Source organism: Rubrivirga aquatilis (assembly GCF_046845665.1).
Lineage (GTDB): Bacteria > Bacteroidota > Rhodothermia > Rhodothermales > Rubricoccaceae > Rubrivirga.
In genome coordinates, this window is sequence record NZ_CP177355.1 from 1,932,988 (window position 1) to 1,949,332 (window position 16,345).

At 72.1% G+C, this 16,345-nt stretch carries 7 protein-coding genes; 4 read left to right on the plus strand and 3 right to left on the minus strand.

Annotated features, from left to right (window positions below; translation table 11 throughout):
* Positions 1-61 precede the first annotated feature (61 nt).
* The 3 genes from ACLII4_RS08330 to ACLII4_RS08340 all read left to right on the plus strand — a co-directional run bounded on the left by ACLII4_RS08330 (position 62) and on the right by ACLII4_RS08340 (position 10,247).
* The gene (locus ACLII4_RS08330) at positions 62-8,800 is read left to right on the plus strand and encodes a GH36-type glycosyl hydrolase domain-containing protein (RefSeq protein WP_412070442.1); all 8,739 of its coding nucleotides are present in this window, start codon (positions 62-64) and stop codon (positions 8,798-8,800) included.
* Positions 8,801-9,052: 252 nt separating this feature from the next.
* A complete protein-coding gene (locus ACLII4_RS08335) occupies positions 9,053-9,727 on the plus strand; it encodes a hypothetical protein (RefSeq protein ID WP_412070443.1) in 675 nt (224 codons plus the stop codon).
* Positions 9,728-10,043: 316 nt separating this feature from the next.
* Complete coding sequence (locus ACLII4_RS08340; protein ID WP_412070444.1) at positions 10,044-10,247, plus strand: hypothetical protein; 204 nt, start codon at positions 10,044-10,046, stop codon at positions 10,245-10,247.
* 128 nt (positions 10,248-10,375) lie between these two features.
* Here the strand turns inward: ACLII4_RS08340 and ACLII4_RS08345 are convergent, their stop codons facing one another.
* The 3 genes from ACLII4_RS08345 to ACLII4_RS08355 form a co-directional block, all read right to left on the minus strand.
* Positions 10,376-11,482: an alkene reductase gene (locus ACLII4_RS08345; RefSeq protein WP_412070445.1), complete on the minus strand. Its 1,107-nt coding sequence runs from the start codon at positions 11,480-11,482 to the stop codon at positions 10,376-10,378.
* A 120-nt stretch (positions 11,483-11,602) separates the two neighbouring features.
* Positions 11,603-12,259, minus strand: a complete 657-nt coding sequence (locus tag ACLII4_RS08350; protein ID WP_412070446.1) for a peroxiredoxin-like family protein — start codon at positions 12,257-12,259, stop codon at positions 11,603-11,605.
* 129 nt (positions 12,260-12,388) lie between these two features.
* On the minus strand, positions 12,389-12,796 hold the full coding sequence (locus ACLII4_RS08355; RefSeq protein WP_412070447.1) for a hypothetical protein: 408 nt from the start codon (positions 12,794-12,796) through the stop codon (positions 12,389-12,391).
* A gap of 105 nt (positions 12,797-12,901) precedes the next feature.
* Here ACLII4_RS08355 and ACLII4_RS08360 point away from each other — a divergent pair, with 105 nt between their 5' ends.
* The gene (locus ACLII4_RS08360; protein ID WP_412070448.1) at positions 12,902-16,345 is read left to right on the plus strand and encodes a methylmalonyl-CoA mutase family protein; all 3,444 of its coding nucleotides are present in this window, start codon (positions 12,902-12,904) and stop codon (positions 16,343-16,345) included.

Consider the following 16,345-nt stretch of genomic DNA (forward strand, 5'->3'; position numbering starts at 1 on the left):
GGCTCGCGGAGGGACCGCCGGGCGCCCGAGCGCGTTGGCGGCAGACCCCTCCCCTCTGCCCGTGCCCGGACCGACCGTCGAGAGCCTCTTCAAGCCGGTCCACCTCGCAGAGCACGCGCGCCGCTTGGCCCGGACGCAGGCCGTCGAGCAGGAGCCCTCGCGGGGCCGCCCGCTCCGGCCCCTCTTGCGCGAGGCCCTGGGAGACCTCGCCGACGCCTACCGCGTGCTCGCGGCGGCCGGCAAGGCGGGCGAGACGCTGACGCCGGCGACGGAGTGGCTGCTCGACAACTACCACATCATTCGCGACCAGGCACGCGACGCCGAGACGGCCGTTCCCCGGGCTTACTACCGGGTGCTCCCCAAGCTCACCGCCGGGCCGTACCAGGGGCTGCCCCGGATCTACGAGATCGTCGAGAGCCTGGCCGAGCACGCCGACAACGGCGTCGACCCGGAGCACCTCGAGCTGTTCGTGGCGGGCTACCAGGAGGTCGAGCTGCTCACGCTCGCCGAGCTGTGGGCCTTGCCGATGATGCTCCGGGTGGTGCTGGCGCAGCGGGTCGCAGCGCTGGCGCGTCCGCTCCGGGAGGCCCGCCGCGAGCGGGAGGGCGCCGAGGCCGTGGCCAGCCGCCTGGCGGCGCTCGACGGCCCCGACGAAGTCGGCAGCTACCTCGCGACGGTCGCCCGGGAGCGGGCCCCGCTGTCGGGCCCGTTCGCGCTGGCGCTCGCGGCGGCCGTGCAGGCGCGCGGCGGCCACACGATGGCGATGGAGTGGGTGGAGCACCGGCTCCGCGCCCGGCGGCTCTCCCTCGACGACGTCGAGCACATCCAGACCCAGCGCGAGACCCAGTGGCGCGGCTCCATCGCGAATGCGGTCGGCGCCCTGCGGGCGGCGGCCGAGACCGACTGGCGGGCCATCGTCGAGCGGCTCTCGGCCGTCGAGCAGACGCTCCGCGAGGACCCGGCGGGCGTGTACGCGACCATGGACGAGGGCACGCGCGACGCCTACCGCCACGTCACCGAGCGGATCGCGCGGCGCTCTCCGGAGACCGAGTTCGGCGTCGCGGAGCGGGCGATGGCTCTGGCCCGCGAAGCGGCCGAGGCGGGGCCGGACCCCGATGGCGCCGCGACGGACCACGTCGGCTACTGGTTGGTGGGGCCCGGCGCGCGGCGGCTCGGCAAGGCGGCCGGCTACCACGCCCGCCCCAGCCGCCGGCTCTACTGGCTCGCCGAGCGGCACCCCACAGTCGTCTACCTGGGCGGGATCGCCCTCGTCACCGCGCTCGGGCTGCTGGCGGCCGTCCGCGTGGCCGACGCCGGCGGCGCCGACGCCGGGTGGTTGGCGCTCACCGTCGCCGCCGCCTTCTTGCCGCTCCTCGACTTCGCGGTGACGTTCGTCAACTGGAACGTCGTCCGCTTCCTGCCGCCCCGCCAGCTCCCCCGGCTGGCCTACGAGGCGGGCATCCCCAGCGAGGTGCGCACGTTCGTCGTGGTCCCGACCCTCATCACGTCCCCGGCGCACGCGCGGGAGATGGTCGAGCGCCTCGAAGTCCACGCGCTCGCGAACCCGGACGCCGCGCTCCGCTACGCCCTGCTCACCGACTGGGCCGACGCGCCGGCGAAGCGTGTCCCCGGCGACGACGCGACGGTCGAGGCCGCTCGCGGCGCCATCCGCCGGCTCAACGAGCGGTCGCGGGCCGCCCGCGCGCAGGGCGACGGGGCCGACCTCGGCGACCGCTTTTTCCTGCTCCACCGCGAGCGGCTGTGGAATGAGGCGCAGGGCGTCTGGATGGGTTGGGAGCGCAAGCGGGGCAAGCTCGAAGAGTTCAACGACCTCCTGCGCGACCCCGACGCGAAGACCACCTACGTCGTCGTCGAGGGCGACTTCCGGACGGCCACCGAGGGCGACGCCGTCCGCTACGTCCTGACGCTCGACGCCGACACGAGGACGACGCCCGACGGCGCGCGTGCCCTGGTCGCCACGGCGGCGCACCCGCTGAACCGGCCCCACGGCTCGCCCGAGAAGGGCCGCGTCACGCGGGGCTACGGCGTGCTCCAGCCGCGCGTCTCGATCTCGCCGGAGAGCGGGCGCCAGACCTTATTCGCGCGCGTCTATGCGGGCCGCCCCGGCGTCGACCCCTACACGACGGCCGTCTCGGACGCCTACCAAGACCTGTTCGGGGAGGGCATCTACACCGGCAAGGGCCTCTACGACGTCGACGCCTTCCGCCGGACGCTCGACGGCGCCGTCCGGGAAAACTCCGTCCTCTCGCACGACCTGCTGGAGGGCAACCACGCCCGCGCCGCGCTGGCGACCGGCGTCGAGGTCTTCGACGACTTCCCGTCGCGCTACGCGTCGTTCGCGCTCCGCCAGCACCGCTGGGTCCGCGGCGACTGGCAGCTGCTGCCCTGGCTGATGCCACGCGTCAAGGACGCCCGAGGCACGTGGAAAAAGAACCCGCTCTCCGTCGTCGGCCGGTGGAAGCTGTTCGACAACCTGCGCCGGAGCCTGACGCCGCCCGCGCTGCTGGCCTTCCTGCTGTTGGCGTGGACGGTCCTCCCGGGCTCGCCCTTCGTGTGGACGCTGATCGCGCTGTTCGTGCTCGCGTTCCCCATCTACGCGCCCGCCGCGCACGGCGTCCTGTTCCAGCCGCCCGACACCGTCACGTCGAGCTGGCTCCGAGTGCTCTGGGCCGACGCCGTGATGCACGCGCGCCAGATCGGGCTGTCGGTCGCCTTCCTCGCCCACCAGTCGGTCGTCATGCTGGACGCCATCGTCCGGACGCTGTGGCGCATGAGCGTCTCGAAGACGAACCTGCTGGAGTGGACGACGGCCCAGCAGGCCGAGGAGTCTACCCGGGACGTGCCGCATTCGATGTGGGCCTCGGTGGGGTGGGGCGCCCTCGTCCTCGCGTCGGTGACGCTGGCGGAGCCCATCGCCTGGATCACGGCGCTCCCTTTCGCGGCGGCCTGGATCGCGGCGCCCTGGATCGCCCGGTCCATCAGCCAGCCCATCGAGCGGGAAGACTACCGGCTCACGGCCGACGACCGGGTCCGCTTGCGGACCATCGCGCGGCGGACGTGGCGCTTTTTCGAGGAGGTCTTGACCGAACGCGACCGGTGGCTCCCACCAGACAACCTCCAGATCCAGCCCGCCCAGGGGCTCGCGCGGCGGACCTCGCCGACCAACATCGGCCTGGCCCTCAACGCCGTCCAGGCCGCCCGCGACCTCGGCTACCTCACGCGCACCGACGAGGTCGGCCGTGTCGAGGCGATGCTGGCGTCCGTCGAGACATTGGAGCGGTACCAGGGGCACCTCTACAACTGGTACAGCACTGAGACCGGCGACGTGATGGCCCCGCGCTACGTCTCGACGGTCGACTCGGGCAACCTGGCCGGGGCGCTGATCGCCCTGAAGCAGGGGCTCCTGGAGGTGACGGAGGCCCGGTGGCCGGGCGCGCGCCTGCTGGACGGGTTCCGCGACACGCTTGCCGAGGTGTCCGTCGCGACCGGCCCGGCCCGGGAGGCGCGGGAGGCCGTCGCCCGGGTGCTGGCGGAGCGGGCGCCGACGGGCGTGGCCGGCTGGTACGGCCGCATCGCCGAGGTGGCGCGCCTCGGAGCCGCGCTCGCCGAGGCCAGCGCCGGCGAGCCCGAGGCGACGCGCGAGTGGGCCGCCGCCTTCGCCGCCCAGGGCCGCGCCTACGCCGACGAGATGGCCACGCTGGCGCCCTGGCTGACGGTCGACGTGCTGCCCTCGGCCGTTGCCGCCGACCTCGACGCGGCGACTACCCTCGGCGGGCTGGCCGTCCGCGTTGGGCTCGCGCTCGACGGCGACCTGGGGGCCGACGCGCGAGCCACGCTCGGCCGCTCCCGCGACGCCCTCGCGGCGCTCGTCGACGCCGCCCGGGCCCTCGCCGACCGCGCCGACCGACTCGTCGGCGAGATGGACTTCCGGCCGCTCTACGACACCGACCGCCAGCTTTTCCGCATCGGCTACGACGCGGGCATGGCCCGGCAGGACAGCTACACCTACGACCTGCTGGCGTCGGAGGCCCGGCTCGCGTCGCTGCTCGCGGTCGCTAAGGGCGAGGCCCCGCCCGAGCACTGGTTCCACCTCAGCCGCCCGACGCGTGTGACCGGCGTCCGCCGCGCGCTGCTGTCGTGGAGCGGGACCATGTTCGAGTACCTCATGCCCGCGATCTACACCCGGCTCTACGAGCGGACACTGCTCTACGACGCGTGCTACAACGCCGTCTCGCTCCAGCGGATGTACGGCCGCGCCAAGGACCGGCCGTGGGGGATCTCCGAGAGCGGCTACGCTCTGCTCGACCTCCACCTGACGTACCAGTACCGCGCCTTCGGCGTGCCGTACCTCGGCCTCAAGCGCGGGCTCGGCGACGACTACGTGGTCTCGCCGTACTCGACGCTGCTCGCGCTCATGGTCCGCCCCGACCGGGCGCTCTCCAACCTCGCCAAGCTGGACGATGCCGGTGCCTTCGGGCCGCTGGGTTACTACGAGGCGATCGACTACACCCCGAGCCGCACCTCGGGAGAGCCGTCGTCGCTCGTCCGCTCGTACATGGCGCACCACCAGGGCATGGGCCTGCTCGCGGTCGCGAACGCGCTGGACGGGGGGCGCTTCCAGGACCGGTTCCACCGGGACCCGCTCGTCCGCTCGGTCGAGATCCTGCTCCAGGAGCGGGTGCCGACCGTCGTCGAGAAGATCGACCCGCACCCGCTCGACGAGAACGAAGTGGACCCCGTCGAGATCGCGCCCGTCGAGGCCCGGGTGGAGCACTTCCCAGGCGGTGGCGTCGGCGAGCCCGCGCCCCACGCCGCGCTCTTGTCCAACGGCCGATACGCGACCCTGTTGACGACCTCCGGGACCGGCTACTCCCGTGCCGAGGGCGTGGCGCTGACGCGGTGGCACGGCGACCGCACGCGCGATGCCGACGGGCTCTTCATCTACGTGCGCGACGTCGAGTCGGGGCGGTACTGGTCGGCGGCGGCGCAGCCCGTGCCGTCCGCAGAGCCGCCGGACCGCTACGACGTCTGGGTCCACCTCAACAAGGTCGAGACGGCCCGCGTCGACGACTGGATTGAGACGTTCACCGAGGTCGTCGTCTCGCCGGAGGACAACGCCGAGGTGCGCCGTGTGACGGTGACCAACTACGGTGACCGGCCGCGGACCGTCGAGCTGACGAGCTACGCCGAGGTCGTGCTCCAGTCGCCCGTGGCGGACCTCGGGCACCCCGCGTTCTCGAAGCTCTTCGTCGAGACGGAGTACCTCCCCAAGAACAACGCCCTGCTGGCGACGCGGCGGCCCCGGGCCGAGGACGACGTGCGCCGGTGGCTGGTCCACGCCGTCGCCGACAAGGGGCTCGCCCGCGCGGACCGCGCCGTGACGACCCCGCTCCAATACGAGACCGACCGGATGCGCTTTGTCGGCCGGGGGCGCACGCTCGACGCGCCGGCGGCGATGGACGCCGGGACCAAGCTGTCGCGGACGGCCGGGGCCGTGCTCGACCCCGTCGTCTCGCTCCGCCGCATCGTGACGCTCCAGCCGAAGGAGAGCGCGCGCGTCGTGTTCTCGCTGGCCATCGCCGACTCGCGCGAGGAGGCCGAGCGGCTGGCGGAGCGCTACGACCACCCCGACGCCGCCCAGCGCGCCTTCGAGCTGGCGTCGACGTACGGGTTGGTCGAGCTCGGCCACCTCGGGCTGACCGGTGAGGAGGCGCTCAATGCCCAAGAGCTGGCGGGGCGCTTGCTCTACGCCGACCCCCGGCTGGCGTCCCCGGTGGCCCTCCGGGCGCGGAACGTTCGCCCCCAGTCGGGGCTCTGGGCCTACGGCGTCTCGGGCGACCTGCCGATCGTGGCCTTCCGGATTGCCCGGATGGAGCAGCTCGACGCGTTCCGGCTGCTGCTCCGCATGCACGCCTTCTGGCGCCGCCGCGGCCTCGAGGTCGACCTGGTGGTCCTCAACGACCACCCGCCGAGCTACGCGGACAGCCTGCAAGAGGCGCTCACGCAAGCCGTGGAGGGCTCGCCGGTGCGCGGGCTGCTCGGCCAGCGCGGCGGCGTCTTCCTGCGCCGCGCCGACGGGATGCCCGACGAGGACCTGACGCTCTTCTTGTCCGCCGCCCGCGCCGTGTTCGACGGCGAGGTGCCGATGCTGCTGGAATCGTCGGGGCCCGAGGGCGAGGGGGGTACCGACCCCGCACTCATCTCCATGGTCGAGATCGAGGCCGACCTCGGGCGGCCTGAGCGGCGCCCTCCGACCGCCGTCCCGGCGATGCACGCGGAGGCCGCCGGGCGGCTCGCTCATTCGGGCACTACGGCCGACGTGCCGACGCGCGTCGGCGAGCCGCTCCGGTTCGACAACGGCTACGGTGGCTTCACCGACGACGGCCGCGAATATGTCATCCGCCAGACCGGCGGGGACGCCGACACGCGGACGCCGCTCCCCTGGATCAACGTGGTCGCCAACCCGGCCGTCGGGTTCACAGCGACCGAGAGCGGGGAGGGCTACACCTGGGCCCGGAACTCGCAGCAGAACAAGCTCACCCCGTGGTCCAACGACCCGGTGACCGACCCGGCCGGCGAGGCGATCTACCTCCGCGACGACGCAGCCGGCGTGTTCTGGACCCCGACCCCGCGCCCGGCGCCCGCGCCGACGCCCTACGAGACGCGCCATGGCTGGGGCGCCACCTCGTGGACGGCGGAGTGGGGCGGCCTCCAGACGGAGACGACGGCGTTCGTACCCCGCCGCGACCCGGTGAAGCTGGTCCGCCTTCGGATCACCAACACCTCGGAGGCACCGCGCCAGCTGTCGCTGTACCGCTACGCCGAGCTGGTGCTGGGCGAGCGGCGCGAGCCGAACGCGCCCTACGTGATCGTCGAGCGCGACGCGGAGAGCGGGGCCGTGCTGGCGCACAACCCCTACAACCAGACGTACGGACAGCGGCTGGCGTTCGTGGCCGTCGCGGGCGCCGAGGTGGCGTCGGTGTCGGCGAGCCGGGCGGCGTTCCTGGGGCGCAACGGGCACGCGAGCGCGCCGGCCGCCGTCGCGTCCGGAGGACCGCTGGACGGGTCCCTCGACACCGGCCTCGACCCGTGCGCCGCCGTCCACGTCCCCCTCGCGCTGGCGCCGGGCGAGATGCGCGAGGTGGTGTTCCTGCTGGGGCAGGCCAAGACGGTCGCCGACGTGCGGACGCTCGTCACACGGTACGCGACGACGGAGGCGGCGGACCTCGCGCTGTCGCAGGTGACGGCGTTCTGGGAGGAGACGCTCGGGGCGGTGCAGGTCGAGACGCCCGCGCCGGACCTCGACGTGCTCGTCAACGGGTGGCTGCTCTACCAGAACCTGTCGTGCCGGCTGTGGGGACGCTCCGCGTTCTACCAAAGCGGCGGGGCCTACGGCTTCCGCGACCAACTCCAGGACAGCCTCGCGCTCATCTACGCCCGGCCCGACCTGACACGCGCACAGATCCTGAAAAACGCCGCGCACCAGTTCGAGGAGGGCGACGTGCTCCACTGGTGGCACCCGATCACCGGCGCCGGCATCCGCACGCGGTTCTCGGACGACCTGCTGTGGCTCCCCTACGCGGTCGCGTTCACGCTGGAGACGACGGGCGACGAGACGCTCCTCGACGAGGAGGCGCCGTTCCTCGCGGCGCGCGCGCTGGAGCCCGGCGAGGACGAGGTGTTCCTGACGCCCCAGCCCTCGGGCGAGTCCGGCTCGATCTACGAGCACGCCGCGCGCGCCATCGACATTTCGCTGACGGCCGGCCGCCACGGGATCCCGCTGATGGGCTCCGGCGACTGGAACGACGGCATGAACCGCGTCGGGAATGAGGGCGAGGGCGAGAGCGTCTGGCTCGGGTTCTTCCTGGCCCACATCCTGGAGCGGTTCATCCCCATCGCCGAGGGCCGGGGCGACCGTCAGCGGACCGCGCGCTACCAGACCTACCGCGACGCCCTCGTCCGTGCGCTCAACGCGGACGGCTGGGACGGCAAGTGGTACCGCCGCGCGTTCTACGACGACGGCACGCCCCTCGGCTCGGCCCAGAACGACGAGTGCCGGATCGACGCCATCGCCCAGGGCTGGTCCATCCTGTCGGGCGTCGCGGGCGACCGCACCGACCAGGTTCTCGACGCCGTCGACCAGTACCTCGTCGACGAGCGGGCAGGGCTCGTCCGCTTGCTGACACCGGCCTTCGACGTGACGGACCACGACCCGGGCTACATCAAGGGCTACCTCCCAGGCGTCCGTGAGAACGGCGGGCAGTACACGCACGGCGTGCTGTGGGCCGTCCGGGCGTTCGCCGAGGGCGGCCGGCCCAACCGTGCGACGGACCTGCTGCGGATGCTCCTCCCGGTGAACCACGCCCGCACGCAGGGGGCGGCCGACGTCTACAAGACCGAGCCGTTCGCCGTCGCCGCCGACGTGTACTCGGTCGAGCCCCACGTCGGACGTGGCGGCTGGACGTGGTACACGGGCTCGGCGGGCTGGATGTGGCGCGTGTCCGTGGAGACGGTGCTCGGGCTCCGCCGCGAGGCCGAGGCGCTCTGCCTCACGCCCCGCGTCCCGGACGACTGGCCCGGCTACGTGCTGCGCTACCGGACCGATGCTCGCGGCACGGTCTACGTGGTGCACGTGGTCCGTGACGGCCTGGGCGGGGCGACGTCTGCCGAAGTCGATGGCGAGGCCGCGCCGGTGGTCAAGGGGACGGCCCGGATCCCGCTGGTCTCGGACGGCGAGCCGCACGCCGTGACGGTCCGCCTTGGGGAGGGCTCCGGGTAGGGCGGCAGGGCGCTCGCTGCGGCGTATCCTCGAGGCGTCTGGACCCGGTCCGCTGGCTTGTCGACCTCCGCATCCGGTCTCTCCCCATCCGCGCCGTGGCGTCGTCTCGCCCCAGTAGCGCGCGTGCTCGCCGTGCTCGCCCTTGCGGCGGGGACGGTCGCATGCAGCCCGACATCCGGACTCCGGACGGAGGCGCCCACGCCGAGCCAGGCCGGCCCGTCGGGTGCCCCGGAACGGTGCGCCTTCCCGTCGATGCCCACCGTCGTGACGGCGCTGGACGGCGCGGTTCTCCAGTACTGGGAAGTCGAGGAGAGCACGCTGTGGACGAGCGCGCGGTTGCCGTCCGACTCGGCCTTCGTCCAGTACCGTGCGCGGATCGAGGCGGCCGGCGCGGCAATCGCTCGGCCGGCGCAGCACGTCCCCGAGGTGGGGCGGGGCCAGGAGGGCTGGCGCCGAGAGCTGCACAACGTCGAGCGTGCGTACAGCACGGAGGCCGGCACCCTCCGCCCAGTGACGTGCCTAGACGCGCTCCTGTTCGCGACCCAGAACGCGCGGCACGCGCAGCTGGACCACCCCACAGAGTTCCTGGCCTCCGTGCTGCGGAGGCGCGTCGGAGGGCGAACCCTGCTTCGGGTTTACTTCGGGGCGGGCGACGAGCTGTTCCCTCCGAAGGCGGTGTACGGCTTCGATGCGGTCGAGCGGGACGTGGCCGCGGGCTGGGACTACCTGGCGATGCTCCACAACCACACGATTCAAACCGTGGACGGCCGCGTGCGGCTGGGGGTGCCCGCACCGAGCGTCTCCGACGTCCAGTTACTCAACGGCCTGGTGGAGCGGGCGGGGCTGGGCGAGGCGTGGGTCACCAACGGATTCTACACGGTGGTCATCCCCGCCGCCGACCTGCCTCAGTACCTCGCGCCGGAGTAGGCCTGCGGCCCCTCGTGCTGGGCGACAGCGAGCACGCCGTGACGGTCCGCCTCGGGCACGCTCCCGGTATGCCGGGGAGGTGGCCGAGGCCAGGACGGCCCGTCTCCTCGACGGCGTCGGCGCCCCCTCGTCATGACCTTCTGGTCTCGACTCTTCGATCTGCTCGTGCTGGGTCGTCGCGCCAGCCCGTCGGATCAGGCCGTCGCCGCGTTCCCGTGCGCCACCTGCGGCGACGTGGCGGCGACCGTGTCCCTCGTTCCAAGGGGGCGTCGCATTCCAGGGCGGACGTGCGCTCGGCGGTGGCCCCCGACTCGTGGTGGAGGGCTTTCTGAGCGATCTGAGCGAGGTCGTCTCGAACGGAGGGCACCGAGTCCGCGCGGCTGTGGAGGCGGGCGACCCTGCGGCGCTGCACGCGGTCAACGCCTTGTGGGCGCCCTTCTACTGGCCGACGTGCTGCGCCTCCTACTGTCAGCGACACTGGACGACGGACGTGGCCTACGCCGATGGCCACCCCGGCTGATACGAGCACACGGTCGGGACGTGTCCAGAGGGGCACTCGCGGATCGAGGACGACTGAGCGCGCCACAAAAAAGGGCCTCCGCCCCGGGCGGGAGCGGCGGCCTCGGAATGTCCGTCGGACGGGTCGGCTCAGGCGGCCTGAGCGAGCGCGGGCTCCTCGACCTGATGCCCATCCCACATCGGGTAGTCCGTGTAGCCCTCGGCGCCGCCACCGTAGAACGTGCTCGGCTCGGGCTCGTTAAGTGGGGCGTCGAGGCCAGCCTCTTGGGCGGCGAAGCGGAGCGGAAGGTCCGGGTTGGCGAGGAACGGGCGGCCGTAGCAGATCAGGTCGGCCGCGCCGCGCGCGAGCTCGGCCTCGCCGCTCTCACGGTCGTACCCGCCATTCGCGATGACGGCGCCCGGGAAGTGGTCGCGCATGAGCTGGACGGCGTCGTAGCCGGCGTCTGGGCCGACGCGGATGCCGTGGAGGTACGCCAGCCCGGCCTCGCCGAACAGCTCGGCGACCGCTGCGAACGTCTCCTGGGGATTCTCGTCCGTCACGCCGTTCGTGCCCTGGCCGAACGAGATGCGGGCGCCGACGCGGTCGGCGGGCCACTCCGCCAGCACGGCGTCGGTCACCTCGCGCACGATGCGGAGGCGGTTTTCGACGGACCCGCCGTAGCCATCGGTCCGCTGGTTGGAGCCCGACGAGAGGAACTGCTCCAAGAGGTACCCATTGGCGGCGTGGATCTCGACGCCGTCGAACCCGGCGTCCTTGGCGCGACGCGCGGCGCGGCCGTAGTCGGCGACCGTCTCGGCGATCTCGTCGGTGGTGAGCGCGTGGGGCGTCTCGAACTCGACGAACTGGAAGTCCGGCGTCATCGCCTTGCCTTCGGCCGGGAGGGCCGAGGGGGCGACCGGGAGGGCGCCGTCGTGGTACAACGAGTGCGACACGCGGCCGACGTGCCACAGCTGAAGCACAATCCGCCCGCCGACGGCGTGCACCAAGTCGGTCACCTCGCGCCAGCTGGCGACCTGGGCGTCATTGTAGATGCCGGGCGTCTGGGGGTAGCCCTGGCCGCGGGGTGAGATCTGAGACGCCTCCGCGATCACCAGGCCGGCGCTGGCGCGCTGGGCGTAGTACGTCGGCGCGAGGGCGGTCGGGATCTCGTCCTCGTGACGGCTCCGCGTGAGCGGGGCGAGCACGACGCGGTTGGGGGCGGCAAGGGCGCCGACGGCGATGGGGGAGAGGAGCATGAGAAGAGTGGTTGCTTGTTGCGACAAACAAACCGGCGATGCTCCCGTTCCGGCTCTGCCGGAAACGCAAAGAGGGGCCGCGACTCGGTCGCGACCCCTCTAGAGAATCCGCCTCGCCCGTTACACGGCGACGGAAAGCGAGTCGAGCGCGGCGAGCACGTCGGCTGGCTCGGCCCGCTTTGTGTAGTCGGGGTCGACGAAGGCGTAGCGGACCGTGCCGTCGATGTCGATCACGAACGTGGCCGGCATGGGCAGCTCATGGGTACCGTCGCCGTTGGCGGCCTCGAGGTCGATCCCGAAGCCCTGGTACGCCTCGACGAGATCGGCAGGGACCTCGAAGACGAGCCCGTACTCCCGGGCGATGACGTTGCCGACGTCGCTGAGCACGTCGAACGTGAGCGCCTTTTTCTCGGTGGTCGAGAGCGTCGCGTCGGGCGTCTGCGGGGAGATGGCGACGAGGCGGGCGCCCGCTTCGGTGATGGCGGGGAGCGCGTTCTGGAGCGCCTTCAGCTCCAGGCTGCAGTACGGGCACCAGCCGCCCCGGTAAAACGTCAGCACGACGGGACCCTGAGCGAGCAAGTCGGCCAGGCGGACGGTCTGGCCGATGGCGTTGGGCAGTTCGAACGAGGGTGCGAGGTCGCCGACCGACACGGCGCCGGCCGTCGGGTCAGCCGCGGTGAGGGTGGCCGTCGCACGGTCGATGACGGCGAGAGCGGGGGCCGGGAGCTGGGCTCGAGTGGCCGAGTTGGCGGCGGCGAGTTGGTCGGAGAGGGTCATTGGGGAGAGAGGAGGATGGATTGATTGTCGCAACAACCAGTGGCTAGCGGCATCCGTTGCCCCGCTCAGCCGTCTCCTCCAAGGCTCCACCGCTCCTCCGCCGTGCGTCCCCGCGGCCTCCTCCTGCTCTCAGCGCTGCGCCGCCAGCAGCGGCCCCTTCAGCATCCGCTCCAGCTGAAGGTCGAACGCCGTCCGCTCGCGGCCGACCGTCAAGACGACCATCGTCGGGCGGCGGAAAACGCGGACGCCCTGGCCCGCCGCCCGCTGGCGCAACAAGACCGCGTCGCGGTCGACCGCACGCGCGGCCTGGGCGGCCGAGGCGTAGTCGTAGACGACGACCGTTCGGCCTTCGACGATGTACGCCGTCCCCTCGCCGACGACGCCTTGGGGGCGGACCGCTTGCAGGGGCTCGGTCGTCCACCCGTGCGCGAGCAGGGCGCGGACCAGATCGTGCCTCGTCTCGGCCGGGGCGTCGTCGGGCAGCACCGGCGCACAGCCGGCGGCCAGGACGACGAGCAGGGTGGCGATCCGGCGCATGGCGGGCGCTCTCGTGCCCCCATCGAACGCCCCGCTTCCCGTCGCGTTCACCGAGATCCAGGGCCAATCCCTCTACCTTCCGAAAGCGCTTCCAATCGACCGACCATGCCCTACACGCCCGAGCACCCCGTCCGCTTCGTCACCGCCGCCGCCCTCTTCGACGGCCACGACGCGGCGATCAACATCATGCGGCGGATCCTGCAGGCGCAGGGCGTCGAGGTGATCCACCTCGGCCACGACCGCTCGGTCGACGACGTGGTGCGGACGGCCATCGAGGAGGACGCCCAGGGCATCGCGATCTCGTCGTACCAGGGCGGCCACGTCGAGTACTTCACCTACATGGTGGACCTGCTCCGCGAGCGGGGCGCGGGCCACGTCCAGGTCTTCGGCGGCGGCGGCGGCGTGATCGTGGCCGACGAGATCGCGGAGTTGGAGGCGTACGGCGTCGCCAAGATCTTCTCGCCAGAGGACGGGATGCGGATGGGGCTCGAAGGCATGATCGAGTCGATGGTGCGGGCGTGCGACTTCGACCCGCTGGAGGCGATAGGCGACCGGCCATCGGCCATCGGGGAGTCGGGCGAGACCCTGGCGGTCGCCTCGGCGTCGGACGTGCAGACCGTCGCGCGGGCTCTCACCGCCGTGGAGCAGCGCTCGGACCGGCACGCTGGCGATGGCGCCCCGTCCCTCGCCCCCCGGTCGCCGATCCCCGATCGCCGGTCGCCGGTGCTCGGCATCACCGGGACCGGCGGCGCGGGCAAGTCGACGCTGACCGACGAACTGGTCCGCCGCTTTTTGAACGACTTCGACGACGCCACGATCGCCGTGCTGTCCGTCGACCCCACGCGGCGGAGCACGGGCGGGGCGCTGCTCGGCGACCGGATCCGGATGAACAGCCTCTATGGCGAGCACGCCGACCGCGTCTACATGCGCTCGTTCGCCACGCGCCAGGCGCACCGGGCCACCTCCGGCGCGCTGGCCCAAGCCGTCGACGTGTGCCGCGCGGCGGGCTTCAGTCTCGTCATCGTCGAGACCGCCGGCATCGGCCAGTCCGACACCGAGGTGGCCGAGCTCGTGGACGTCTCGCTCTACGTGATGACGAGCGACTTCGGGGCCCCGACGCAGCTCGAAAAGATCGGGATGCTGGACGTGGCGGACCTCGTGGCCCTCAACAAGTTCGAGAAGCGCGGCGCGCAGGACGCGCTCCGCGACGTGCGCAAGCAGGTCCAGCGCAACCGGGGCGCCTTTGCCGAGTCGCCGGACGCGATGCCCGTGTATCCGACGATGGCAGCGCAGTTCAACGATCCCGGCGTCTCGGCGCTGTATCTCGCTGTCTTGGAGCAGCTTGGTCCTCACGGATTCGACCGAACGTCGTCGCTGTTCGACGCCGCCACGCTCCCCGAGCTCGACCCCGCCAAGCTGGCCGTCATCCCGCCCGCGCGCCAGCGCTACCTCGCCGAGATCGCCGACGCGGCGCGCGACTACCGCGCCTGGGCCGAGGCCGAAGTCGCGACGGCCCGCAAGTGGGGCCAGGCCGTCGGAGCGCGCGCCCAGGTCGACGCCTGGGCACCCGACGACCGCGAGCAGCTCGCGGGACGGCTCGACGAGATGGCCGCGCACTGGCGCTCGCGCCTCGACCCCCGCTCGCGCTCGATCTTGGACAACTGGGACGCCGTCGCCGCGCAGTACGGCGGCGACGAGCTCGTCTACTCGGTCCGCGGGAAGGACATCCGCCAGCCGCTGACGCGCGAGACGCTCTCGGGCACCAAGATCCCCCGCGTGGCGCTGCCCCGGACCGAGGACCCCGGCGAGCGCCTGCGGTACGCGCTGTTGGAAAACCTGCCCGGCCACTTCCCCTTCACGGCCGGCGTCTTCCCGCTCAAGCGCGAGGGCGAGGACCCGACCCGGATGTTCGCCGGTGAGGGCACGCCGGAGCGGACCAACAAGCGGTTCCACCTCGTCAGCACCGGCCTGCCCGCCAAGCGCCTGAGCACGGCCTTCGACAGCGTCACGCTCTACGGCCGCGACCCCGACCGCCGGCCCGACATCTGGGGCAAGGTGGGCACGTCGGGCGTCTCGGTCGCCAGCCTGGACGACATGAAGAAGCTGTACTCCGGCTTCGACCTGTGCGCCCCGACGACGTCGGTCTCGATGACGATCAACGGGCCCGCCCCGGCGATCCTGGCCATGTTCTTCAACACGGCCGTCGACCAGCAGGTCGAGGCGTTCCTCAAGGCCGAGGGCCGGTGGGACGCGGCGTCGGCTCGGATCGCGGAGGAGTTGGGCGACGACCGCCCGGTCTACGTCCCGTATGAGGACGACGGCCTACCCGAGGGCCACGACGGGACCGGACTCGGCCTGCTTGGCACGTCCGGCGCCGAGCTGGCGGCGTGGGGCCTCCTCACCGACGACGAGTACCATTCGATCTGCCAGCGGGCGCTCCAGTCCGTCCGCGGAACCGTGCAGGCCGACATCCTGAAGGAAGACCAGGCCCAGAACACCTGCATCTTCTCGACCGAGTTTTCGCTCCGCTGCATGGCCGACATGCAGGCGCAGTTTATCGAGGACGGCGTCCGCAACTTCTACTCGGTCTCGATCTCGGGCTACCACATCGCCGAGGCCGGCGCCAATCCGATCTCGCAGCTCGCGTTCACGCTCGCCAACGGGTTCACGTATGTCGAGGCCTACCGGGCGCGGGGGATGGACATCGACGCCTTCGCGCCCAACCTGTCGTTCTTCTTTTCGAACGGGATGGACGCCGAGTACGCCGTCATCGGCCGCGTCGCCCGGCGGATCTGGTCGGTGGCGATGCGCGAGCTGTACGGAGCCTCGGAGCGGAGCCAGAAGCTGAAGTACCACGTCCAGACGAGCGGCCGGAGCCTACACGCGCAGGAGATCCAGTTCAACGACATCCGGACGACGCTTCAAGCGCTGCTGGCGATCTACGACAACTGCAACTCGTTGCACACCAACGCTTACGACGAGGCGATTACGACGCCGACGGAGGAGAGCGTCCGCCGCGCGATGGCGATTCAGCTCATCATCAACCGCGAGCTGGGGCTGGCGCAGAACGAGAACCCGATCCAGGGCGCCTACATCATCGACGAGTTGACGGACCTCGTGGAGGAAGCCGTGCTCCGCGAGTTTGAGCGAATCTCGGACCGCGGCGGCGTGCTCGGCGCGATGGAGTCCATGTACCAGCGCGGCAAGATCCAGCAAGAGTCGATGCTGTACGAGCACCGCAAGCACTCGGGCGAGCTGCCGGTCGTGGGCGTCAACACGTTCCTGCCGCCGGAGGGCGCCGAGACGACGACCGAGGTGGAGCTCATGCGCGGGACGGACGCCGAGAAGCAGCGCCAGCTCGACGGCGTCGCCCGCTTCCACCGCCGACACTCGGATGCCGCGCCGGCCGCGCTCGCGGAGCTTCAGCGCGTCGCCCGGACGGGCGGGAATGTGTTCGAGGCGCTCCTCGACACGGTACGGGTGGCGACGCTCGGCCAGATCACGGCGGCCCTCTTCGAGGTCGGCGGGCAGTACCGGCGGAACATGTAG